26 protein-coding genes are annotated in these 22012 nt (G+C 47.7%); 22 read left to right on the plus strand and 4 right to left on the minus strand.

Going from position 1 to position 22012, the window contains the following annotated elements; all coding sequences use genetic code 11:
• Positions 1-28 precede the first annotated feature (28 nt).
• Genes flhB through fliQ form a run of 3 tightly spaced genes read right to left on the minus strand, consistent with a single transcriptional unit; the run spans position 29 to position 2207 of the window.
• Positions 29-1162: a flagellar biosynthesis protein FlhB gene (gene flhB, locus GZ78_RS19115; protein ID WP_034839763.1), complete on the minus strand. Its 1134-nt coding sequence runs from the start codon at positions 1160-1162 to the stop codon at positions 29-31.
• Entirely contained in the window at positions 1162-1938 is a 777-nt protein-coding gene (fliR, locus tag GZ78_RS19120; protein ID WP_034839765.1) for a flagellar biosynthetic protein FliR, read from the minus strand. Before fliR ends, flhB begins: the two co-directional genes overlap by 1 nt.
• A complete protein-coding gene (gene fliQ / locus GZ78_RS19125) occupies positions 1938-2207 on the minus strand; it encodes a flagellar biosynthesis protein FliQ (protein WP_034839767.1) in 270 nt (89 codons plus the stop codon). Before fliQ ends, fliR begins: the two co-directional genes overlap by 1 nt.
• Positions 2208-2453: 246 nt before the next feature.
• On the opposite strand from fliQ, the gene GZ78_RS19130 reads away from it, so the two are divergent.
• The 9 genes from GZ78_RS19130 (at position 2454) to GZ78_RS19170 (ending at position 10149) form a co-directional block, all read left to right on the plus strand.
• Complete coding sequence (locus GZ78_RS19130; protein WP_330217624.1) at positions 2454-3284, plus strand: flagellin N-terminal helical domain-containing protein; 831 nt, start codon at positions 2454-2456, stop codon at positions 3282-3284.
• A gap of 119 nt (positions 3285-3403) precedes the next feature.
• On the plus strand, positions 3404-4759 hold the full coding sequence (gene fliD / locus GZ78_RS19135) for a flagellar filament capping protein FliD (RefSeq protein ID WP_034839770.1): 1356 nt from the start codon (positions 3404-3406) through the stop codon (positions 4757-4759).
• A 40-nt stretch (positions 4760-4799) separates the two neighbouring features.
• Positions 4800-5207 (plus strand): flagellar export chaperone FliS, encoded by a 408-nt coding sequence (fliS, locus tag GZ78_RS19140; RefSeq protein WP_034839773.1) that lies wholly within the window; start codon positions 4800-4802, stop codon positions 5205-5207.
• Complete coding sequence (locus GZ78_RS19145; protein WP_034839775.1) at positions 5194-5511, plus strand: hypothetical protein; 318 nt, start codon at positions 5194-5196, stop codon at positions 5509-5511. The genes fliS and GZ78_RS19145 overlap by 14 nt, the downstream gene beginning before the upstream one ends.
• Entirely contained in the window at positions 5511-6755 is a 1245-nt protein-coding gene (locus tag GZ78_RS19150) for a flagellar hook-length control protein FliK (RefSeq protein WP_034839777.1), read from the plus strand. Before GZ78_RS19145 ends, GZ78_RS19150 begins: the two co-directional genes overlap by 1 nt.
• Before the next feature lie 232 nt (positions 6756-6987).
• Positions 6988-7482: a flagellar basal body-associated FliL family protein gene (locus GZ78_RS19155; protein ID WP_034839778.1), complete on the plus strand. Its 495-nt coding sequence runs from the start codon at positions 6988-6990 to the stop codon at positions 7480-7482.
• Positions 7483-7498: 16 nt separating this feature from the next.
• Positions 7499-8299, plus strand: a complete 801-nt coding sequence (fliA, locus tag GZ78_RS19160; RefSeq protein ID WP_161787434.1) for an RNA polymerase sigma factor FliA — start codon at positions 7499-7501, stop codon at positions 8297-8299.
• A gap of 3 nt (positions 8300-8302) precedes the next feature.
• The gene (gene motA, locus GZ78_RS19165; RefSeq protein WP_034839780.1) at positions 8303-9169 is read left to right on the plus strand and encodes a flagellar motor stator protein MotA; all 867 of its coding nucleotides are present in this window, start codon (positions 8303-8305) and stop codon (positions 9167-9169) included.
• Between the two features lie 35 nt (positions 9170-9204).
• A complete protein-coding gene (locus GZ78_RS19170; RefSeq protein WP_051786353.1) occupies positions 9205-10149 on the plus strand; it encodes an OmpA family protein in 945 nt (314 codons plus the stop codon).
• Positions 10150-10159: 10 nt separating this feature from the next.
• On the opposite strand, the gene flgA is transcribed toward GZ78_RS19170, so the two are convergent.
• Positions 10160-10879: a flagellar basal body P-ring formation chaperone FlgA gene (gene flgA / locus GZ78_RS19175; RefSeq protein ID WP_034839781.1), complete on the minus strand. Its 720-nt coding sequence runs from the start codon at positions 10877-10879 to the stop codon at positions 10160-10162.
• A gap of 266 nt (positions 10880-11145) precedes the next feature.
• Here flgA and flgB point away from each other — a divergent pair, with 266 nt between their 5' ends.
• The 13 genes from flgB (at position 11146) to flgN (ending at position 22012) form a co-directional block, all read left to right on the plus strand.
• Positions 11146-11529 (plus strand): flagellar basal body rod protein FlgB, encoded by a 384-nt coding sequence (gene flgB, locus GZ78_RS19180; protein ID WP_034839783.1) that lies wholly within the window; start codon positions 11146-11148, stop codon positions 11527-11529.
• Positions 11530-11531: 2 nt separating this feature from the next.
• Positions 11532-11957 carry a flagellar basal body rod protein FlgC gene (flgC, locus tag GZ78_RS19185; RefSeq protein ID WP_034839784.1) on the plus strand — a complete coding sequence of 142 codons (426 nt, stop codon included), beginning with the start codon at positions 11532-11534 and terminating at the stop codon, positions 11955-11957.
• A gap of 4 nt (positions 11958-11961) precedes the next feature.
• On the plus strand, positions 11962-12648 hold the full coding sequence (locus GZ78_RS19190; protein WP_034839787.1) for a flagellar hook assembly protein FlgD: 687 nt from the start codon (positions 11962-11964) through the stop codon (positions 12646-12648).
• Between the two features lie 10 nt (positions 12649-12658).
• Positions 12659-13897 (plus strand): flagellar hook protein FlgE, encoded by a 1239-nt coding sequence (gene flgE, locus GZ78_RS19195; RefSeq protein ID WP_034839789.1) that lies wholly within the window; start codon positions 12659-12661, stop codon positions 13895-13897.
• Positions 13897-14637, plus strand: a complete 741-nt coding sequence (locus GZ78_RS19200; protein WP_034839792.1) for a flagellar basal body rod protein FlgF — start codon at positions 13897-13899, stop codon at positions 14635-14637. The genes flgE and GZ78_RS19200 overlap by 1 nt, the downstream gene beginning before the upstream one ends.
• 72 nt (positions 14638-14709) lie before the next feature.
• Positions 14710-15495, plus strand: coding sequence for a flagellar basal-body rod protein FlgG (gene flgG, locus GZ78_RS19205; protein WP_034839794.1), 786 nt, complete (start codon positions 14710-14712; stop codon positions 15493-15495).
• A 2-nt stretch (positions 15496-15497) separates the two neighbouring features.
• Positions 15498-16256: a flagellar basal body L-ring protein FlgH gene (locus GZ78_RS19210; RefSeq protein ID WP_034839797.1), complete on the plus strand. Its 759-nt coding sequence runs from the start codon at positions 15498-15500 to the stop codon at positions 16254-16256.
• Positions 16257-16264: 8 nt separating this feature from the next.
• Positions 16265-17347 carry a flagellar basal body P-ring protein FlgI gene (locus GZ78_RS19215; RefSeq protein WP_034840443.1) on the plus strand — a complete coding sequence of 361 codons (1083 nt, stop codon included), beginning with the start codon at positions 16265-16267 and terminating at the stop codon, positions 17345-17347.
• An 18-nt stretch (positions 17348-17365) separates the two neighbouring features.
• Positions 17366-17683, plus strand: a complete 318-nt coding sequence (locus GZ78_RS19220) for a rod-binding protein (RefSeq protein ID WP_051786355.1) — start codon at positions 17366-17368, stop codon at positions 17681-17683.
• 118 nt (positions 17684-17801) lie between these two features.
• Positions 17802-19751, plus strand: a complete 1950-nt coding sequence (gene flgK / locus GZ78_RS19225) for a flagellar hook-associated protein FlgK (protein ID WP_034839799.1) — start codon at positions 17802-17804, stop codon at positions 19749-19751.
• A 65-nt stretch (positions 19752-19816) separates the two neighbouring features.
• Complete coding sequence (gene flgL / locus GZ78_RS19230) at positions 19817-20968, plus strand: flagellar hook-associated protein FlgL (protein WP_034839802.1); 1152 nt, start codon at positions 19817-19819, stop codon at positions 20966-20968.
• A 137-nt stretch (positions 20969-21105) separates the two neighbouring features.
• The gene (gene flgM, locus GZ78_RS19235) at positions 21106-21459 is read left to right on the plus strand and encodes a flagellar biosynthesis anti-sigma factor FlgM (protein ID WP_034839803.1); all 354 of its coding nucleotides are present in this window, start codon (positions 21106-21108) and stop codon (positions 21457-21459) included.
• A gap of 76 nt (positions 21460-21535) precedes the next feature.
• The gene (gene flgN, locus GZ78_RS19240; RefSeq protein WP_034839805.1) at positions 21536-22012 is read left to right on the plus strand and encodes a flagellar protein FlgN; all 477 of its coding nucleotides are present in this window, start codon (positions 21536-21538) and stop codon (positions 22010-22012) included.

The raw sequence follows: 22012 nt of genomic DNA on the forward strand, positions 1-22012 counted from the left end.
ATTATGTGCTGGTATTAAAAATGGATTATTACTTTCTGAGATAATCTGGAATATCTGGCTCTTGCGGCTTTTCTGGAAAAACACTGCTTCTTCCTGCCCTGTATTCATTCAGTCGATGAACATAGGCAAGCAATTGAGCCACTGCCAGGTAAAGGTCAGTAGCGACTTCCTGATTCAGTTTGGCGGAGTGATAGATGGCCCGGGTCAGGGCTGGAGACTGGAGAACCGTTCTATTATGTGCTCGAGCAATTTCACAGATTTTTAAAGCCATGTGATCGACGCCTCTCGCAACGACAAAAGGAGCTTTTGCTTTATTTGCGTCGTATTTCAGGGCAACAGCATAATGGGTTGGGTTGGTGATAATAATGTCTGAGTCCGGAATAGCTTCCAGCATTCTGCGATTGGCGACTTCTTTCTGCAGTTCCTTGACCCGGCTTTTTAATTCCGGATTACCTTCAGTCTCCTTCATTTCATCTTTCACTTCCTGACGAGTCATCTTCAGTTGTTGTTTGTGATCCCAGATCTGAAAAGGAATGTCGATCAGAGAAATGATGACTAACGCTATGGAAAGGCTGATAATTGCCTGCCCCAAAATAAGCAGACTATGAAGGATTGCCTGTTGAACAGGCAGCAGACTGAGTGCCAGTATTTCTCGATAGAAATAATGGACAGAGATGATCATTACGCCACCGACCATTACGATTTTTAAAATTGACTTAAATAACTCGATCATGGATTTTTTCGAGAACATTCTGCCCAGACCTTTGATCAGGCTGAGTTTCTCCCATTTGGGGATTAAGGGTTCACCACTGAATAGCCATCCCCCCATGATCAGAGAAGCAAAAAGAATAGAAAGAATGGTAAAGCTGAAGAATGGAATGAGGCTGCTGAATCCGTAAACCACCTGACTTGCCATCAATCCAGGCAGGTTTTCTTTATTTTTGAGTACATCCGGATTAAAAGAGAAGCCTGAGCGGGCTACATCTCCCAGAGTCTCAGCCATGAAAGAGCCTGAAAGAATAATGCCCCCGACACCAGCCAGAAAAAGTGCGACGGTAACGAGTTCTTTAGAACGAGCAACCTGGCCTTTCTTTCGGGCATCCTGCAAGCGTTTCTGGGTAGGCTCTTCTGAGCGCTCCATTCCATTTCGATCTTCTGCCATTACTGACCCCACATAGCTCTAAGCAGAGCCATGGATTCTTCAGTGAGCTGCAGGTAAATACCGGAGATATTGGCAACACTCAGAAGTAGAGCAAGCAGCCCGCATAACATGGACATGGGAAAACCCAGAGAGAAGACATTCAGCTGGGGAGCCGCTCGATTCATGACTCCAAAAGTAAAGTTAACCACCATCATGGCTGTGATGGCAGGTAGAGAGATAAGCAGAGCACTGCTGAACATCCAGGCTCCCAGTTTAATGAGTTGGTCCAGGCTGTCAGAAAAATGGATATCAGCGCTGACCGGTAATAGATAGAAACTGTTTATCAGCAACTCTATGACTATAAGGTGTCCATTCAGGCTCAGGAACATAAGAAAAGACAGCAGTTGAAAAAACTGGGCGAGAATAGGAATGCTAACGCCGTTTACAGGGTCGACCATGACCGCCATTCCCAAGCCCATTTGCATAGACATCATTTGCCCGGCAGTGGTGAACGTTGCCATGAATATTTGTAGCAGCAGAGCTCCTGTAAGTCCTATGGCCAGTTCGTGAATCATGATACCCAGTGCTTCTATGGATAAAGGCTCCACAACAGGCACGGCAGGAATGATGTTCATGATCAGAAAGGCTATGGAGAGCCCCATGACCAGTCGGACTCTTGCCGGGACAGATGTAGCGCCAATGAGTGGCATAAACATGAACAGGGTACTGATACGAATAAACGGCCATAGAAACTGGCCTACCCATGCCGACAATTCCGCTGTTGATAGGTGGATCATCAGAACAACAGCTCGGGTATGGATGTATACAGGTTGACAAACAGGTCCATAAACTCACGTATCAACCAGTGACCGCCTAACCCCAGAGCTAATAATGTGACCAGAAGCCTTGGCAGGAAGCTAAGTGTTTGTTCATTAATCTGAGTGGCAGCCTGAAAAATGCTGACAATCAGCCCGACCAGCAGGCTCGGCAGGATAATGACTGAAACCATCAGAACTACCAGGTACAGCGCTTGCCTGAGCAGATCAACGACCACCTCAGGGGTCATAGCTTGCTCCTTAAAAAGGCTTGTTCTTCCTATTTAAAGTTAATAGGGATTATTAAATCAATTCTTTATCTCATTTTATTCTTTTTACTATTTAAGTCCTGCCCCCGTTTCTCCGAGTGAAGTGTACTGTTGAATCGAAATCAGGTGGCCACCTCCTGAACGTCGTGGTTCTTTGAAAGTCGGTCAGCAGCGAAAATTTTCGCAGTAAGCAGCCAATAGTGCTGTAAATAATGCTGTAAATAATGAATGAATCCATCGGATGGAGAAACCAACATGGTAATGTCAGTAAACTCCAACATTGCATCACTGAACGCCCAGCGTAACCTGACTACCAGTCAGAGCATGCTGCAGACAGCTATGCAACGTTTATCTTCAGGTCTTCGTATCAACAGCGCCAAGGATGATGCTGCAGGCCTGCAAATTTCTAACAAGATGACTACCCAGATCCGTGGTCTGTCAGTAGCCATCAAGAACGCTAACGATGGTATCTCTCTGGCTCAGACTGCTGAAGGTGCCATGCAGGAAATAACCAACTCATTGCAGCGTATGCGTGAGCTGGCTCTGCAGGCTGCTAACGGAACCTATGCCACCGCTGACCGTACTTCCCTGAACGCTGAATTCACCGCATTGCAGAGTGAAATCACCCGCATCAGCAGTACTACTGAGTTCAATGGTCAAACACTATTGAATGCGACTCAGAACTTCACTGCTGCGGTTAACTACACCGATGGTACTGGTGTAACGATTTCTCTGACAGCGGTGAGTATCACAGCCAGTGGTAACATCAGTACAGTGTCTGCTGCTACTACTGCACTGGGTCAAGTCGATGCTGATATTTCTTCTATTGATGGTCAGAGAGCTGGACTGGGTGCCGCCCAGAACCGTCTGACTTCGACTATCAATAACTTGTCTAATATCCGTGAAAACATGTCTGCTTCACGTAGCCGTATCCTGGATACAGACTTTGCTACTGAAACAGCCAACCTGACCAAGTACCAGATCATGCAACAGGCTGGTACAGCTGTTCTTGCTCAGGCTAATCAGGTACCTCAGAACGTTCTGTCTCTGCTCAGATAAGTTCTGGACGATTGACTTAGAATCACCCGCAGTAGGGAGGCGCCTGGCGCCTCCTTTTTTATATAAAGAGGTCGATAACGTCAGAACCAGAGTTAATTTAAAAAAGTGGGAGTGGGGCTATGTTTTCAGTCAGTGGTTTTAATTCGGGCCTGGATGTTAATGCCATGGTGACAACTCTGGTTCAGGCAGAGCGTGCACCGAAGGAATCCCAGATCACCCGTTCCCGAAATGCTTACAGCGTTGAGCTGACCGCTCTGGGATCCATCCAGAGTGCTATTGATACCTTTCAGAAAGCAGTAGCCAAGTTAAATAACGCCGATTCTTTTCAGGCCAGAACAACAACGCTCTCTGATGCGGATGCCATGTCAGTCACCGCAGGCAGCGCTTCAGTCAAAGGTACTTACAAACTCCAGGTTAACTCGCTTGCCAGTAATCACAGTCTTGCCACGGGTACTTTTCAGGATACCGATACTTTTGGAACAGGCAGCCTGACCGTTAATCTGGGAGGAGATAGTTTTAATATCACGCTGGATAACAGCAACAATACCCTTGCGGGCATCAAAGATGCTATCAACTCAGCATCTGATAACCCTGGTGTACAGGCGACCATGATCAATGATGGCAGCGGTAAAAGGCTGCTTCTGACCAGTAATAAATCTGGAGCTGCAAACAGTGTCAGTGTGGATGGCAGCGCTTTGACCGTGGGTGGCAGTGATAAAAGTCTGACTACAGGCATTTCAGAGTTAAGTCCTGCCCGAAATGCTGAAATTGTGTTGGGGGAAGGGGCTGGGCAGATCACAATCTCTTCATCAGAGAATCGCTTCGAAAACCTGATTGATGGTGTCACGATTGATGTAAAACAGGTGACGTCTGATCCAGTGACGCTTGAAATAGCTGAGAAACCTTCAGCCGCAGAGGATGCGATCAAAGAGTTTGTTGATGCCTACAATGCTCTGATCAACAAGATAAACGAGCTCAGCTTATACCAGCCTGGCCAGGACGCTGCTGCGTTGGTTGGAGACGCGACTATCCGATCCATGCAAAGTCAGGTCAGAAGAATTATCAGTGATAACCCAGGGGCGGGGAATGTAAAAATGCTGGCCGATCTGGGTATCAAAACTCAGTCGGATGGAACCCTGTCAATTGCCTCCAGCCAGCTGACAGAAGCAGTAAACAGCCACTTCGGTGAGCTTGCTGCATTCTTTACCGGGGACTCAGGCATGGCCGGAAAGCTAAATAATCTTCTGGATGCTTATGACAAGAGTGATGGTATCTTCAAGGATCGAATGGATACCCTGAACCAGAATCTGAAAAAGCTTGATGAAGACAGGCTGGCTCTGGATGTTCGAATGGAAACCTTTGAAAGCTACCTGCGCGATCGCTTTCTGGCTATGGAAACTCTGGTAGGGCAATTGAATGCTACCAGCCAGTACCTGACCAATAATCTGGCGGGCTTAAATAATGGGAGTAACTAAACGATATAGAGTGGAGTAATCATCGTCGCAGGAACTCCATATGGCAAATTCCGCTGCAGTAAATGCCTACAGCAAGGTTCAGGGAGGCATCGCTGCTGAAGTAGCAACCCCGCAGAAACTGGTTCAGTTACTTTTCAGTGCTTTGATGAAAGACCTTCATCAGGCTCGAGGCTTTATGGAGCGTAAACAGCGTCGTGAAAAAGCCCAGTGTATCGATAAAGCCCTGGATATCCTTATTACCCTGAATAGCTCTATTGACATGCAGGCTGGCGGTGAGATCTCTGCAAATCTCCGCGCGCTTTACCAATATTGTATGCAGGGGCTGATTCAATCCAATGCTCAGGACGATACGAATAAGCTGGAAGAAGTCATTGGGTTGATGGGAGAAATCAAGTCAGCCTGGGATGCGATCTCTGATGGCTCAGAGGTGACTGATGAAAAATCCTGACATCGTAAAAGAAAAACTTCAGGAAGCGATTCACAATCTGAGTACAGCTACTCGGAATAAGGACTGGACCACACTTGAAGCTCTGGATTCTGAAGCTCGTCAGGCTATAGAAGACGCTTTAGAAAATGGCTCTTCGCCTTCTGAAGAAGTCAAACGACTGCTGGGTGATCTGCAAATGCTGTATCAGGAAATGATTTCTGCCTGCCAGCTTGAACGAGATCATATACAAGAGCAGTTAATGGCCAGCAAACGCCGCCAGGCAGCCATTGATAGCTATCAGCAAAGTGACAAGAGCCGAGGCTGATGGACAGTTTACCCGCTCTGGATCTTGCCAGCATTCTGCCCATACCTGCTGGTGAAAATCAGGCTATTCATCCCAATACTCAGGTACTTGCCAGCGCTCCTTTTCAGCAGTCGAATGTTTCTGCTCATTCTTCGAAAAGTGAGAACTCGTTCGATGCTTTGCTGAATTTGTTATCAACTCAACAAGCTCATGTTATTGAAGGCTCAGCTCAGCTGAGAACATTGCCAGAGCCATTGCCATCCAGTTTGAAACCGTCTCACCACTTGCCACCAGAACTGGCAGAGTTGGCCATTTCTTCCGATCCGGTAGTGGATTATAATCAGGGGCTGCCAAATCTACAGGCTCTGGCACAGAATATTCCTGCCCAACCCGCTGATACCGCTGATTACTCGCTTCAGAAACTAATGCCTCAGTCTATGGGGACAGCTCTCCTACCGGGCTCACTATCAGATCAAACAGGCTTGAAGTCTGAGGCTGGAAAAGTATCAGAGCATCAACCTCTGATGAGACATGAAGAGGTCAGGCCATTAAAAGATGCTTTGACACTGGATGGAAAGTCGTTCCCCAAGTCTGAGCCTTATCCGGAAAATAGAGAGTTTAAACCAGAGCTATCCGTTCGAGACTTTAAAGTGTTAGAAACCACTCCCAGATTGGAAGCCAGCATCAAAGCTGAGCCCCAGTCCACGGTATCAAACACTCAGAACACTACGACTACTCCCTTGAACTTAACGGTTCAAGCGCCTGTTCAGTCAGTAGAACCAAAAATATTTAATGCGCCCGTTTCCCCACAGACAGAGGCTCAGCCCTCTATGACCATGCGCCTTAAAGAGTTTCAGGATTTCCCGAATGCCATGGGAAACCGACTGGCCTGGTTGGCAAATAATGAACAAAAAACAGCGATTATTCGGCTTGATCCACCAGAGTTAGGGAAGCTTGAGTTATTGCTCAATATTGATGGTGATAAGGTTACTGTGAACTTTCAGGCTTCAGGCAATGCTGTTCGTGAGCTGATTTTGCAACAGATTGATCGTCTTCGAATGGCTATGGCGGATCATGATCTGGATCTGGTTAATGTCGATGTTTCTGCTGAAAGGGAATCTGATAGAGAAAAGGATGAATTCCACTCTTCTCCCGCTTCTTCAGTTTCAAACCCCATGGTCGATGAGAGTACTGATGAAAGCGGCAGCTTGATATCAGGCTCCTACACGGCTGTATCCACAGGGTTTCTGGATACTTTCGCCTGATTACTGGCCTCTGCTGCTGAATATTGTTTGTACTATGAAAAACATTTTTCTGCGTCGATTTTTATGTATGAGAGTGGTGCAAAACGTTTTTCTTCGCTCATGGCTGTTTCCTTTCTCTAAGGACATTTTATTACTGTGAAAGTTACGCCGGTAAAGGCTTTGTAGATAATTTCATGGTTCGAGGGGAGCTGCATTTTGGCTCAGGGCGGTTCAAAGCTTACAGGGCAGAGTTATGGCTGATGAAGAAATAGAGGGTGGATCAGAGAACCCACAGAAAAGCTCTGGTAAATCACTGATGATTATCATTGTTTTACTATTGCTGATCATGGTGGGGGGAGGAGGCTTTGCAGGCTGGTATTTCATGAGCGCGCAATCAAAGCCCTCTGAAACTGAAGAAGCCCTCAAACCGGAGGTGCCGAAATTTGTCACATTAGAGCCCTTTGTTATCAGTTTGCAGACACAAGGGCGACCCCGTTACATGCAGATTAAATTAACTCTGATGAGCCGTGACGAAGGTGCTGTGGAAGTCCTTAAAACTTATATCCCGCTGATTCGAAATGCCATCGTCAACTACCTCAGTCAGATGACCTATAAGGAAGCAACGGCCAAGGAAGCGACGGATCAGATTCGACATAACACTATTGAACGAGTCAATGAGTTACTGACGGCAGAGCGGTCTACTGTAGTACTGGATGATTTGTTGATTACTGACCTGGTGGTTCAATAAGCGGAAAGTAATGGCCATGCCAGACTCATACCCGTCAACCGGGAATCATCAGTATCCGGGTTCTGATAAGAAACAGTCAGGCATTTCCACAGTGCATGGCAGTGGGATAATGGCTTATAGCCAGGCACAACAGTTTGATGTCAAAGAGCTGGTTCATAACCATACCAGTCTGGTGAAAAAAACAGCATTGCACTTAATGGGAATGACAGGCAGTACGGTTTCTCTGGACGATCTGATTCAATCAGGGCTGGTAGGGTTGCTGGAGGCAGCCAGAAGATACGATGGTCGAGGTTTGGCCGGGTTCAGAAAATTTGCTCAGTTGAGAATTCGTGGAGCCATGATTGATCAACTGAGAGCCATTGATGGACGACCAAGATCGTTCAGGGAAGGCAGCAGGGATATTCGCAAGGCGATCAAAACCCTGGAAGGGCGTCTTGGGCGAGCACCCAGAGAAAGGGAAATCGCTGAAGAGCTCGGTGTAGAGATTCATGAGTATCAGCAGATGCTGATTGAAGGCAATATCAGTCATATCGTCAGTCTGGAAGATTTGGTTGCAGGCAGTGACGGAGTCTCATATCAGCAGCCTTCAGAAAACCATGAAGAGAAAGGATTGCAAGGCAGTGTTCTGGCATCAGCTCTGGGTCAACTGTCAGAACGAGAGCAGTTACTGCTGAATCTTTATTATGAGTATGAGCTCAATATGAAGGAAGTAGCCCAGGTGCTTGAAGTCACGGAAGCCAGAGTGTGTCAATTGCACCGACAGGCTTTAATGCAGTTGAAAACCATTCTGCAGGCTGGAAAAGACAGGGAGGTTTGACCAGTGCTCATTCTGTTTGGATTGATAGTCCTTTTTGCCAGTATATTTGGTGGCTATGTTTTGGCCCAAGGGAAAATGCTGGCACTCTGGCAACCTTACGAAATATTGATCATCGTAGGTGGAGCGTTTGGAGCGATGGTCATTGCCAATCCTCCGCAGGTGCTTCGAGCTATTGGCAGGCATACCAAATATGTTTTTGCCGGCACTGGATTCAATAAAACCTATTACGATGAACTCATGCATTTATTGAATGCAGTTTTTGTCATCCTCCGTCGTCAGGGGGGTAGAAAGACGCTCGAAGAGCATATAGAAAACCCTGCCGACAGTGCTTTGTTTAATACATATCCCCGAATCGCCAGCACCCCCCATGTACAAAACTTTATTGTCGATAACCTCCGTCTTGTTTTGGTTGAATCTATTGAAACCCATGAACTTGAAGCGCTTATCGAAGAAGAAATGCACAACCATGAAGTAGAGATGACACGGCCTGTTCAGGCTCTGATGACCACTGCTGATGCTCTGCCGGGGTTCGGCATTATGGCTGCTGTATTGGGTATTGTAATCACCATGCAGTCTCTGGACGGTCCTGCTGGACAGATTGGTACTCATATTGCCGCGGCTCTGGTAGGCACTTTCATGGGGGTCTTTCTTGGTTACGGTGTAGTAGGACCTCTGGCAGCAGCCATTGAGCACTCAATCAAGTATGAAATGAAGGCTTATGAACTGATTAAGACGTCTATTGTCAGTCATCATGGGGGCACACCTCCGGAAATTTCCGTTGATGCGGGTCGTAAAATGCTGTTTGGGGAAAACAGGCCTTCATTCACTGAGATGGAAGGAATCATCAGTGAAAAGAAACAAAAAACCTGATTCAGGATCTTCTCGCCTCTTCAAGGTAACGTCCTGTGAGCTATGAGAAAAAAACCATTGTCATAAAACGTGTTCTGCATGGACACGGAGGTCACCATGGCGGCGGGTGGAAAGTCGCTCTGGCTGACTTTGCTCTGGCCATGATGGCGCTCTTTCTGGTGCTATGGCTGTTGAATGTCGCCGATGATGATCAAAAAGCTGCCATTGCCGCCTATTTTGCCGATCCCGGTGCTTTTCGTCATAAAAGCAGTCTGAGTCCAATAGACTTTGGTGGTAAGCAGACCATCATGAATATAGAGGGTGAAGGCCTGGCGATGAAAGGTCGGGAAGGGCCTGAAATTATTGGTGACGGAAACGCTACTACCCAAAACAAGGACCCTGATTTCAAACCTTTTATGGATGAACTCCAGAGTTTGATTATTGGTTTGAAAAAAGAGAAAGAGTTCTATGACTATATTCACCTGGAAATGTTGCCTGAAGGCTTGAGAATCGTCATTTTAGACAGTGATAAAGGAGATATGTTTCGCAGTGGTAGCTCGGCAATCACTCCTTTCTACGAAGATCTGTTAGTGGCCATTGCACCTATCATTGCCAGAGCAAAGCGACCATTGATGGTGAGTGGACACACTGACTCCGTAGCGTATGCGCGAAATGACTATTCAAACTGGGAGTTGTCGAGCAGTCGTGCTCAGGTAGCCAGAAGAGCGCTGGTTCATGGTGGCGTCCCTGATCAACAAGTACTGTTTGTCGTGGGTATGGCGGACAGGGTTCCACGCATGATTGATGATCCTGAAAGCGGAGCCAATCGTCGAATAGAAATCCTGCTGTTGAATGAGGTGACCGAACATCAGATGGTCGATATGTTTGCTCCTGTGGATGAGCGTCACGATAAAGACCACCCGGTGGGTAACAGCGCAGTGAAAGAAGCAAAGAGCAGAGCCGAAGCGAATCAGTTGCCTGAGGCGTATCAGCCAGAATAGGGTGTCAGATTTAATAATCTGCTTTAACCTTTCCTTTATCGACCACTCGAGCCACAACTACCTTACCTGACCTCAGGTTTCTTACACTGATCTGGTCGTACTTCTGACCTTTTTGCAGGGCAATACCGGGCATGGTGACCTGAAAGCCTGCGGCGCCAGCAATAATCGTTACTTTATCTCCCTTACCGACCAGATCGGCTGCTCTTAACAAACGTCGGGTGATCACTTTGTCCTGAGAGATGGATCGCCTGGTTTTCTGTCCAGCGACTGATTCTATATCGGTAAAGTAGCCTTGTTTTAACCTGGCTACATCCCAGTCTCTCAAGTGCAGTTGTTCCGAGAAGATCTGTTCATCCCTTTCCAGTGCAACACCACTGACAACAACCGGTAGATAAATGGCCACTTCTGCTTTAACCAGAGTATTCCATGATGCTCCCTTCTTACAGCTGACCCTGGTGCTAACATTACCCAGCGGTTTCTTTGATGAATTGACCAGAGACACGGAAGGTTCAGTGTCGCATAAAGGCAGTCTATTCAGTCCGGGTGGTGGTTTAAGCAGAACAGTGTATTGACTGGAATTCAGACTTTTTGAATAAGTGCTTACCTGCTGTTCAAGAAATTGATCGACAGCCTGAAGGATCTGTTCTTCCGAAACCCGATCAGAGCCTTGGGTCAAAGCAGAAAGGGTCAGCAGTGGAATCAGGGCAATTGAGTACCAGTATCTTTTCATAACTTACTGGAGGAAAATCCTTTCCAGTTACCGGTTACATCCGGAAAACACCCGGTCACAGAGGAAGGAAGTTTCCGCCTTTCTCCCTGTACTTTTTTCTTTCAGGTTAACCCTTTGGACTGACTGAAACCAGAGAGAATCTACAGAATAAGACTTTAAAGTCAGAATATAAAAAGTTGGCATGCTATTCGCTTGTAGATCTTGATGCAGATTCCTGACGCTGTTTTAGAGGTGTACAGGAAATCATTGGCTCAAGGGACTGAACCATGATCAGCTTTGAACAAGCTCTGGGGATTCATCCTCAGGCTATGGCGTTTCGCTCAGCCAGAGCCCAGATTCTGGCGGGCAACCTCGCGAACGTAGATACTCCAAAATTCCTTGCCCGGGACATCCAGTTTGATGATGTTCTGAAAGGGGAGTTAACAGGCAAGATCAATACCAATAATCTTCACATGCCGCTGGGACCGGATGGCTCCGAATCCAGTCTTCTCTATAGAGTTCCCTTTCAGAAGTCTTCTGATGGCAACACTGTTGAGCTTCATGTTGAACAGGGTGAGTTCACCCAGAACTCGATCCAGTTTCAGGCAAGCCTGACTTTTCTTAATAAAAAACTCAAAGGCCTTGAGCTGGCGATTAACGGAAGGGTTTGATTATGTCTCTTGAAAACATCTATGGAATTGTGAGCTCTTCACTGACTTCTCAAAGCATTCGGTTAAACGCTGTGGCCAGTAATATTGCTAATGCCAGTACAGCAGCGTCTTCTCCGGATGCGGTTTTCAAAGCATTAAAGCCTGTATTCAGAACCGTGTACGACGAAGTTCTTACAGAAGGGGGCGGTACTGCACCCGTTGCCAAGGTTGAAGTGGACTCAGTGATACGACAAGCCTCAGAAGCTGTAAGGCAGTATGAACCTGCACACCCGCTTGCCGACGACACCGGATATGTCTACTACCCGAGCATCAGTGTTATTGAAGAAATGGCTGACATGCTGTCGGCCTCCCGATCATTTCAAACCAGCATGGAAGTGATGACGACTGCCAAGCAGTTGCAGCAGCGCATGTTATCACTGGGAGCTTGAGATTATGTCTATAACGAATAGTGGGTCTATAACGAATAGTGGGTCTATACAGGGAATAGGTCAGTCGCAACAGACAGCCGTTAACGGAACCCAGAATACAGCAACCAACGATGCTCTGGATAAAAGTCAGTTTCTTTCGTTATTGCTGGCCCAAATAGAAAATCAGGATCCTCTCAATCCCCAGGACAGTTCCGAATTTACAACTCAGCTGGCCCAGATCACGAGTGTTGAAAACCTGGAGTCTATTAACAAACAGATTTCAGGCCTGACCAGCTCGCTGCAATTATCACAGTCGCTGAATGCCAAGGCTCTGGTCGGTGAAAATGTTCTGGTTCAAGGAAATACCATGTCGGTTCAGGACAGTGGCAAGATCACCGGAGAGGTTCAACTGCTGGCCAACAGCGAAGCTCTGACACTGAATATCTACGGAGCCGGCAATCAGCTGGTCGATCAGGTTCAACTGGGAGCTTCTGCCGCTGGCAACATTAATTTCTCAACCAATGCCCTGCAAGCCGGAACCTATTCATTGACAGCAACTGCGCTGGTCAATGGTGAGCGTTATAACGTGCCCATCAATCTGGCTGCAAAAGTAGACAGTGTGACAATACCGGGCAATGGCGAGGAATCGACCGTATCTCTGGCTGGCATTGGTGATCTGCCATTGTCGTCAATCAGGAAAATAGGCAACTGAGGGAACAGATATGTCATTTGGAATAGGATTGAGTGGACTGAACGCAGCCAGACAGGATCTGGACGTTATCAGTAACAACATCGCCAACTCTAATACTGTGGGCTTCAAAAGCTCTAGAACGGAGTTTGCTGATCTCTACGCATCTTCAGTAGGAGGAAGTGCCAGTAAGGGAACCGGGGTTCAGCTGGCAAATACTGCTCAGCAGTTTTCTCAGGGTGACCGCATTAATACTGAGAACAGTCTGGATATGATGATTACGGGCAACGGCTATTTTGTCGTTGATCAGAATGGTGAGAAATCCTTTACCCGGGCGGGCTATTTTGCACTGGATGCTGAAAAAAATGTAGTGAACAACCAGGGCCTCAATCTTCAGGGGTATGCTGCAGACGCATCAGGAAACATATTGCCAGGTACCCTGGCTGATCTGAAAATCAGTCAGAGTGAACTGCCTGCCACGGCAACGACCAATGTCACAGGCGCAGCCAATCTGGATTCAAGAAATACAGTGCCTTCCGTTGGTACTTTCAATCCCTCTGACCCAAACAGTTATAACTCCACCATGGCTTTTAATGTTTATGACAGCCAGGGTAACCCTCATACGTTGAGCATGTATTTTGTAAAAGACTCGACACCCAATCAGTGGACAGTCAATTTTCAGTTTGATAATGCGACTATCAATAATGCGGGTGGTACACCAATAGGCAGTCAGACCATTGCATTTAACTCCAGCGGACAGCTGTTGTCTGGAGGAACATTCAGTATTCCAGTGCCTGAAGCGACGAATGCTTCTTTGGTGGGTGTTGCAGATATGACCATGAACCTTGATCTAGGGTCGTTCAGTCAATTGGGTTCTGACTTTACAGTGAATAAAGCCACTCAGGATGGTTTTCCTCCCGGACAATTGACCGGTCTTGAAGTCAGTAAGGATGGCGTACTGAAAGCACTGTATTCTAATGGGCAGAATGCGGTTCAAGGGCAGATAGTACTGGCTTCGTTTCCAAACGACAATGGACTGATTCCCTCCGGTGACAGCCTCTGGTCAGCCTCATTCTCCTCAGGTAGCCCATTGTTTGGCTCTGCAGGTAAAGGCTCTATGGGGAATCTTCAGTCTGCTGCTCTGGAGCAATCGAATGTGGATCTTTCGAGAGAGCTGGTCAGACTGATTGAAGCTCAGAGAAACTATCAGGCCAATGCCAAAACTATTGAAACCTCCAGCAGTCTTACCCAAACACTGATGCAGATTATCTAATGGATAAAGTGATCTACATTGGCATGAGTGGTGCCAGACACGCCCAGACAGCTCAGCGTATCCATGCGAATAATCTGGCAAATATCAACACTGGGGGCTTTCGGTCAGACTTCAGCTATGCCGTTACCAAGCAAATGGCTGGCGAAGGGAATGACAGCCGATATATGGTGGCCACAGCCGGTGGCGGTAGTCGTTTAAATCCAGGAACTTTGTCTCATACTGGCCGTGTGCTGGATGTCGCGATTAATGGTTCAGGGTGGATTGCAGTTGAAGATGCGGCAGGAGAAGAAGCTTATACCCGGGCAGGGCACTTACGTGTGAGCGTTGATGGCAACCTGCTGACTGAACAGGGTTTGCCTGTGATGGGTGATGGTGCTCCCATCAATGTTCCTCCCTATCAGCAATTAGATATTGGTATCGATGGCAGTATTTCCATTATTCCTACGGGTGGAGCAGGTGCACAGCCGGTTGAAGTAGGAAGAATCAAACTGGTAAACCCTGAATCCCGGCTGATTGGCAAGAGTGAAGATGGTTTGTTTCGAACCCTTAATGGTGAAGAAGCTGAGGTAGATGAGGCTGTACAGATCAAGTCGGGTTATCTTGAGGCCAGTAACGTCAGTGCTGTCTCGGAACTGGTTCAGATGATGCACTTGAGCCGACAGTTTGAAGTGCAGGTAAAAGTCATGAAAACTGCCAGCGAGATGGCATCGGCAGGCGACCGGATGATGCGGGGGAAGTAGGTCTTAAACAGCCATGAGCAGTAAACAGCCATGAGCAGTAAAAATAACGACTAATTGGAAAAAGGATTTTCCATGAACCCTTCACTATGGATCAGTAAAACCGGTTTGAGTGCTCAGGACAAACAGATGTCCGTGATCTCAAACAATCTGGCTAACGTCAGTACGATTGGTTTCAAGCGCGACCGGGTGAGTTTTGAAGACCTTTTTTATCATGTCGAGCGTCAACCAGGCGCGTTGTCTGACCAGCAAAATGAATTGCCTTCAGGCCTTCAGTTGGGCAGTGGTGTAAGAATTACCGGTACCCAAAAAATCTTCACTCCGGGCAGTTATCAGACAACCAATCAATCTCTGGACATGGCAATAGTGGGCAATGGTTTCTTCAGAGTCCTGATGCCAGACGGCTCTCCCGCTTACACCCGCAACGGGCAGTTTCACCTTAATACTCAGGGCACCATGGTCACCGCAGCAGGGTTGCCTCTCGAACCTGAAATTACTGTGCCTAACGGAGCCCAGAATCTCACTATAAGCCGTGATGGCATTGTTATGGTGACCTTACCCGGGGAGGTGGATCCGACTGAAATAGGTCAGGTCAATCTGGTTTCCTTTGTCAACCCGGCAGGCCTGGCCAGTCGAGGTGGCAATCTTTATGTTCAGACGGCTTCAAGTGGTGAAGAAGTAGAAGCGGCTCCCGGGAGTGAAGGATTGGGGGAAGTGAAACAATTTACGCTGGAATCATCCAATGTCAGTGTCGTGGAAGAGCTGGTTAACATGATATCTGTACAGAGAGCCTACGAGATGAACTCCAAGGCTATCTCAGCGGCTGACGAAATGATGTCTTATGCCAATCAGGTACTCTGATCATGATTAGACGGGCGCAAACGATCTCTCTTTCTCTCTGGGCACTGATCACTCTGCTGCTTCTACAAGGCTGTACAGGTCTGCCCAACAAAGACCAGAAGTATGAGCGTATTCCTCCTGTCCAACCTGCTGCGATTAAACCGGTTGCTGTCGTTCCAGCTCCAGTTCCAGTTCCTGATATGGCTCCGGTGGCTGAGAGCATCAATGGCAGTTTGTATCGGGCTAATTACCCAGCGCAGATATTTTCTGACCGAAGGGCATACAGGGTAGGGGATATTCTGACCATCAATATTGCTGGCGATAACTTTGATATCAAGAAGGATTCCAATACCACTCTCGATAAAAACGGCAGCATAGCGTTCAACGACCCGACCATTTTTGGAAAAACCGGCGCCAGTATTCTGGGTTCCGGGCGATCACTGGCTTTCAATGCAGCTCCTACACGACAGTCCTATGGCAACACCAATCTGAAAAGAGCTTCCAAGCTGACTGAAGGTCAGATTGCTGTGCAGGTTGTTCAGGTTTTGCCAAACGGTGCTTTGCGTGTTCAGGGTGAAAAGTGGTTACAGCTGAATAACGAGGCTGAGTTTGTCCGTGTCAGTGGCATGCTCCGTCCAGAAGATATCAGTACCAATAACGAAGTCGCTTCTACCAAGTTAGCTCAGGCTCGAATTACCTACTCTGGCGTGGGCAGTGATGCTGATGTGCATGAACCAGGTTGGGGCACCAAGATTATTAATAGCCCATGGTTCCCATTCTAGGAGGGAGTATGAAAAACATTCTACCGATACTCCTGTTGCTTTCATCCTGGCATGCCAATGCCGAGCGTTTACTGGATCTTGTTGATATTCAGGGCGTTCGCAGTAATCAATTGATTGGTTATGGACTGGTAGTTGGACTGGATGGAACAGGCGACAGTGGAAGCACTGAGTTTACCAATCAATCACTGGTCAATATGTTACGTGAGTTTGGTATCACATTGAGTAAAGAGCCCTCTGTGGACAATGTTGCGGCTGTTTCTGTTCATGCAGAATTACCCGCTTTCGTTCGTCCTGGTCAGAAAATTAATGTGACAGTGTCCTCTATTGGGGATGCGAAGAGTATCAGGGGAGGAGCTTTATTGATGACCTCTCTGAAGGGTATTGATGGTGAAGTTTATGCTATAGCCCAGGGTAACGTTCTGGTTGGAGGTGCTTCAGCCAGTGGTGCCAGTGGCTCCAGAGTCACTATCAACAGCACCAGCGCCGGCATTATTCCCAATGGCGCCATCGTCGAAAGAACCGTTGCTTCAGGCTTCAATCACGGACCGATTGTTCTGAATCTGCGTGAACGCAGTTTTTCAACAGCCCGAACCATAGCCTCCACTATTAACAAGGTGATTGGGCCGAAGGTAGCCAGCGCGGTCAATGGTTCAACTGTTGAAGTTCAGGCCCCCAGCGACAGTGATCAGCGTGTTACTTATATGGCGATGCTGGAAGACATGCAGGTTGAACCGTCAGCTCCCCCCGCAAGAGTTATTTTTAATTCCAGAACCGGAACTGTTGTGATGGGGCAGAATATTCGTGTGCTGCCTGCAGCAGTGAGTCATGGCAGCCTGGTAGTGACTGTCAGGGAGTCGACCGAAGTGAGTCAGCCCAACCCGTTTGGACAGGGCACGACGACGGCAGTGGATAAAAGCGATGTACAGATTGAAGAGCAGAAGGGACGGACCTTCATCATGCCCGATAGCGTTTCCTTGCAGGAAATTGTCACCGCCATTAATAGTGTGGGTGCGACTCCTACCGACCTTATGTCCATCCTGCAGGCATTAAAAGCTGCCGGGGCACTCAGGGCTGAACTGATTGTCATATAACCGCCACAGGAGAAGTGAATGAATATCTCAGGGATGCCATCGGATGCCTTGCTGCAACAGGGCAAGTTGAATCAGATAAAAAGTCAGGGTGATACCCCGGAAGCGATAAGAGAAGCAGCAGAAGCCTTTGAATCTGTTTTCGTGCATATGCTTCTGAAAACTATGAGAGAGGCCAATGAAGCCTTCAGTGATGAAAATCTACTGGGTGGCCAGAATGAAAAACAGTTCCAGTCTATGTTGGATACCCAGTTCGCTTCCGAGCTGGGCAGTAGTGGTGGAATAGGGTTGGCTGATGTCATGATCAGGCAGTTGAGCCGTGGCACTGAGGGCCGATAACCTTTCGAGAACGAATGCCTATAGCGAAAGAAAAACACTTTGTTTCATCCTTAAAGAAAAATAGAGTCAAACAAAATGTTTTTCGAGGGAATAGGATCAGAACACAAGGGATAGTCTTATGAGCCTGCTGGAAATTGGCAAGTCGGGCATAATCGCCTCACAGGCCGCACTGAACGTCACCAGTAATAACGTGGCCAATGCCAATACGGAAGGATACAGCCGGCAGCGGGTACAAATGCTGCCAGTGGCTACTACTCTGCCAGGTTTTATCAGCCGGGGGGCTGGGGTTGTAGCTGGAGATATTACCCGCATTGCCAATGCTTTCCTGACCACCCAGGTGTGGGACAGTACCACTGTCAACAGTCAAAAAAAGATCATGAATGAGTATCTCAGTGAGCTGGACAAGCTGCTGGGGAATGAAAGCACATCGCTGGCTCAGGGTATAAATAGTTTTTTTAATGCGCTGAATGCTGCTTCTTCTGAACCCCTGTCACTGTCGGCCCGTCAACAGGTGATCAGTACAGCCCAGACTCTGGTGACCCGTTTTAATAATCTCGCGACTCAACTGGACAAACAAAATCAGCTGTTGCTGAAACAGATGGACACTTCGTCTCAGCAAGTGAACAGTCTCGCCAGCAGTATTGCAGCATTGAACGACAGCATCCGGACTGCTGCAACCGGTAACGCTCAGCCAAACAGTTTGTTGGATGAGAGGGATCAGGCTGTGACCAAACTGGCAGAGCTGGTGGGAGTGACCGTCCTTGAGCAGCCCGATGGTTCCGTGAATATCTATCTTCAGTCCGGCCAGCCTCTGGTGTTAGGGGATCAGGCGAATAAACTGGAAGTAAGAGCCAATCCGAATGACCCCAGAAAATCAGAAATTTTATTGAATACCTCCAACTCCAGCTTGTCTCTGGGCGATAACATGGGCGGCCTTATGGGAGGGTTGCAGAGTTATCAGAATGATGTACTGGGGAATATCATGAATCAGCTGGGCAGAGTGGCTCTGGCGATGAGTGATCAGATGAACAAAACTCTGGCCCAGGGCACAGATCTTGACGGCCATTCTGGCACGCCGGGTAATGACCTGTTCAACGATATTAACTGGTTATCCCAGAAAGACCGTATTGTGAAAACCACAGGCTCTGGCGATGCACTTATGGGTATGTCTGTGGCAAACAGTAGCCTGTTGCAGGACCAGCAATACCGACTGGATGTTGGGGCGGGTGGTACCTTTACCGTTTATGACGCATCGAATGCAGTAGTGACCACTGCACCCGCTGCAGGGTCAACACTGACACCGGGTGGAACCATTGCCTTCAATGGTTTGGAGATTACGCTTCACAACGGGGCTTTGCAGAATGGCGACAGTTATCGTTTGTCCTTGCCTCTGTCGGGCTCGCCGGCCGCAACACGAGCTGTTGAGCTGAACAGAGTGAGCGGAAGTACAGGGCTGGTCATGGTTGAAATCAGTGACACCAGCCAGATCACTACCAGTGATTATGACTTGAGTATCACCACAGGTACGCCTGATCAATACACGTTGATTCGTAAAAGTGATGGCCAGAGCTGGACTGGAAATGCTACCGATCTAAATACCGGAATTACCGTTGATGGTCTCAAGATTATGGTGAACAACGGTACTCTGGCCGCAGGCGATCGGTTTTTCCTGCAACCCACCCGCGAAGGTTCAGCCCATCTGCAAGTGGTCATGGAAAGTGCCAGAAGTCTGGCGTTTTCGGACAGCGGTAGTCCGGGAGATAACGGTAACCTGCAGAAAGTTCTCGAGCTTCAGAACAAAGATATTCTTCAGGGGGATTTGAGTCTTTCTGAAAGTTATACGCAAGTTGTCGGGTATGTCGGTGTGCTGACCGCTCAAGCTAAAACCGAAGCTTCAGCCAGTCTGGCTTTGCTTCAGCAAGCTGAAGCGGCCAAGGGGGCTGTCAGTGGGGTTAATCTGGACGAAGAAGCCGTGGATCTTATGAGATTTCAACAGGCATACAGTGCTAACGCCAAAGTCATTTCTATAGCCCAGAGTACATTTGATGCTCTTCTAAGAATGTTCTGAAGAAAACAGCCCTGAGCAGGCAAGTTCTGAGCAGGCTAGTCCTGAGTCAGTAAAGGAAATAATTTATGAGAATCAGTTCCCTGCAATTCAGTAATATGATGCTGCAAAACATGCAGCGCAACACCTCTGACCTGGCCATTACCTCGAACCAGCTGGGAACAGGGAAAAGCTTGTCGGTGCCATCGGATGATCCGATCAGTGCCGTTAAACTTCTGCATATTGATCAAGAACTGGCGGGAATCAGCCAATACAAGAGCAATATTAGTTCTCTGAAGCGTGGGCTCGCGGAAGAAGAAACAGCATTAAACAGTATGAATAATATTTTGCAGAGAGTCCGCGAGATCGTAGTGAGTGCGGGTAATTCAACTTATGGTGATGGTGAGCGTACAGCGCTGGCGCTGGAACTGGATGAACAGATCAAAGCGTTGAAAGGGCTGGCGAATTATCAGCAGGCTGACGGTCAGTACATTTTTTCAGGAACCGATGCTTTAACCCAGCCCATACAAAGTTCTGGCCCCGGTTATGTTTATGCAGGCAATGATCAGCAAAGGCTGATTAATATCAACAGTTCCACCACAGTGACCGCTAACGATACAGCCCGGGACCTGTTCTTCAATGTAAGCCTTGCCAGTACCACAAACAGTGGCAGTGTGAACGTCGATCGCTACACGATTTCCAACCTCGAAAACTTCGGCAATTATGCCAGTGTGACGCTGGATTATAATGGCACTGATCTGGATGTGACATACACCGATCATTCAGGCAGCGTCACTGTTGACAGCACCTCACCCTGGACACCGGGCTCCACCATTAACCTGAATGGAGCAACGATAGAGCTGGACACAGTACCTGCAGCTCCTTTCAATATCTCATTGAATCCTGAAGATACCTTCACAGAGCTAGAGCAACTCTCGGCAGCTCTCAAAGCACCCGGAGGGCCTTCAGAACTTTCCAGCTGGTTGCATGCCATCGACAACACCATGGATAAAGTGGGCAAGGTTCAAACCAGTATTGGCGGACGGATGAATGCACTGGATAACAGCAATGAGAGTCTGGAAGATCTTAAGATCATGAATGATATTTTGAAGTCTGAGCTTGAAGATCTGGACTATGTAGAGGCAATTAGCCGTCTTAATCGTCAGCAGGTTGTGCTTCAGGCAGGTCAGCAATCCTACTCCATGATCCAGGGGCTGACGTTGTTCAACTACATTCGCTGATGTTCTTCAGAAACTTATCCAAGAACAGTCATGGTTTTTGGAAAGAAACGGCCCGCTCAATGGCTCATTTGATAAAGGTCAAGAAATCGTCCCTGAAGTCGATTTTTATGTCATGAAGGTTCCATCTGGAAGCATCCATGTCGAATATCAACGGAGTAGGCAGTGGCGCGCGCTCTGGCAGTGTTAAGGGGGCAAAGAAAGCCAAAGGTTCCCAAGCTGCGGCCAAGAGTCGAAATACTCAATCAACCGATCTGGATCAACTGGAGCTGAGCACCGATGCTGTTTTGCTGAACGATCTTCAGCAGGCATTGATGGATTCTCCGGAAGTGGATGTCATCAAAGTAGAAGAGATTCGCCAGGCTATTAAAGAAGGAAGGTTGCCTCTGAACAGGGAAAAGCTGGCGGAAAAAATGTTGGAACTGCACAGCCATGAGCAGGACCCCCCGGACCCTTCTGAATCAGACCCGGACCCTTTTGAATCAGAAAAGTAGCGACAGAATCTGAACGCCCAATAAACAGCGTGCGAAGAAACAGTCATTTCGCATCAAACAGTGAGTTAAAAGACCTATGAGTGCTGCCCTTGTTCTTAATACCATCAGTGAAGCCAGCCATTTCTTTATAGAGCTGGAGCACCTGCTCAGTCAGATACATTATCAGTTGTTGTCCCGGGATATTTCCAGGTTGGAACTCAGTATCAGGGAGCAGTCCAGACTATTAAATAAGATCCGTCAGAACACCGAATTAAGGATCAAGCTGGTAGAAGAATTGGGTTTTTCCAATGATACACAAGGTATGAAACAGTTGTTATCCACTCTGCCTGAAGAAGAGATCAAAACCGGTTTGGACAGTTGGTCAAGACTGGAATCAGGCATTCGTCACTGTCAGGAGTTAAACAAACTGAACGGGCGTGTACAGACTCGTCTGGGAACGGTGACACAGCGGTTGATTGGTATGATTGATGATCATTGCTATCGACTCTCCACATACTCCTCAGAAGGTATTCCAGTGGCTGTAAAAAGCTCTCAGGTAGGGTTGAATGCCTGA

It is taken from the genome of Endozoicomonas numazuensis, from assembly GCF_000722635.1.
GTDB lineage: Bacteria > Pseudomonadota > Gammaproteobacteria > Pseudomonadales > Endozoicomonadaceae > Endozoicomonas_A > Endozoicomonas_A numazuensis.

What these genes read in the sequence shown, in the direction of transcription:
- flgG (WP_034839794.1), top strand. Translation starts at nt 14,710, where the DNA reads ATGAACCCTTCACTATGGATCAGTAAAACCGGTTTGAGTGCTCAGGAC.
- GZ78_RS19190 (WP_034839787.1), top strand. Translation starts at nt 11,962, where the DNA reads ATGTCTATAACGAATAGTGGGTCTATAACGAATAGTGGGTCTATACAG.
- GZ78_RS19145 (WP_034839775.1), top strand. Translation starts at nt 5,194, where the DNA reads ATGAAAAATCCTGACATCGTAAAAGAAAAACTTCAGGAAGCGATTCAC.
- flgL (WP_034839802.1), top strand. Translation starts at nt 19,817, where the DNA reads ATGAGAATCAGTTCCCTGCAATTCAGTAATATGATGCTGCAAAACATG.
- flgN (WP_034839805.1), top strand. Translation starts at nt 21,536, where the DNA reads ATGAGTGCTGCCCTTGTTCTTAATACCATCAGTGAAGCCAGCCATTTC.
- GZ78_RS19200 (WP_034839792.1), top strand. Translation starts at nt 13,897, where the DNA reads ATGGATAAAGTGATCTACATTGGCATGAGTGGTGCCAGACACGCCCAG.
- GZ78_RS19215 (WP_034840443.1), top strand. Translation starts at nt 16,265, where the DNA reads ATGAAAAACATTCTACCGATACTCCTGTTGCTTTCATCCTGGCATGCC.
- flhB (WP_034839763.1), bottom strand. Translation starts at nt 1,162, where the DNA reads ATGGCAGAAGATCGAAATGGAATGGAGCGCTCAGAAGAGCCTACCCAG.
- fliD (WP_034839770.1), top strand. Translation starts at nt 3,404, where the DNA reads ATGTTTTCAGTCAGTGGTTTTAATTCGGGCCTGGATGTTAATGCCATG.
- flgE (WP_034839789.1), top strand. Translation starts at nt 12,659, where the DNA reads ATGTCATTTGGAATAGGATTGAGTGGACTGAACGCAGCCAGACAGGAT.
- flgM (WP_034839803.1), top strand. Translation starts at nt 21,106, where the DNA reads ATGTCGAATATCAACGGAGTAGGCAGTGGCGCGCGCTCTGGCAGTGTT.
- flgA (WP_034839781.1), bottom strand. Translation starts at nt 10,879, where the DNA reads ATGAAAAGATACTGGTACTCAATTGCCCTGATTCCACTGCTGACCCTT.
- fliA (WP_161787434.1), top strand. Translation starts at nt 7,499, where the DNA reads ATGCCAGACTCATACCCGTCAACCGGGAATCATCAGTATCCGGGTTCT.
- GZ78_RS19155 (WP_034839778.1), top strand. Translation starts at nt 6,988, where the DNA reads ATGGCTGATGAAGAAATAGAGGGTGGATCAGAGAACCCACAGAAAAGC.
- GZ78_RS19150 (WP_034839777.1), top strand. Translation starts at nt 5,511, where the DNA reads ATGGACAGTTTACCCGCTCTGGATCTTGCCAGCATTCTGCCCATACCT.
- GZ78_RS19210 (WP_034839797.1), top strand. Translation starts at nt 15,498, where the DNA reads ATGATTAGACGGGCGCAAACGATCTCTCTTTCTCTCTGGGCACTGATC.
- fliS (WP_034839773.1), top strand. Translation starts at nt 4,800, where the DNA reads ATGGCAAATTCCGCTGCAGTAAATGCCTACAGCAAGGTTCAGGGAGGC.
- GZ78_RS19220 (WP_051786355.1), top strand. Translation starts at nt 17,366, where the DNA reads ATGAATATCTCAGGGATGCCATCGGATGCCTTGCTGCAACAGGGCAAG.
- fliR (WP_034839765.1), bottom strand. Translation starts at nt 1,938, where the DNA reads ATGATCCACCTATCAACAGCGGAATTGTCGGCATGGGTAGGCCAGTTT.
- flgK (WP_034839799.1), top strand. Translation starts at nt 17,802, where the DNA reads ATGAGCCTGCTGGAAATTGGCAAGTCGGGCATAATCGCCTCACAGGCC.
- flgB (WP_034839783.1), top strand. Translation starts at nt 11,146, where the DNA reads ATGATCAGCTTTGAACAAGCTCTGGGGATTCATCCTCAGGCTATGGCG.
- fliQ (WP_034839767.1), bottom strand. Translation starts at nt 2,207, where the DNA reads ATGACCCCTGAGGTGGTCGTTGATCTGCTCAGGCAAGCGCTGTACCTG.
- GZ78_RS19130 (WP_330217624.1), top strand. Translation starts at nt 2,454, where the DNA reads ATGAATCCATCGGATGGAGAAACCAACATGGTAATGTCAGTAAACTCC.
- flgC (WP_034839784.1), top strand. Translation starts at nt 11,532, where the DNA reads ATGTCTCTTGAAAACATCTATGGAATTGTGAGCTCTTCACTGACTTCT.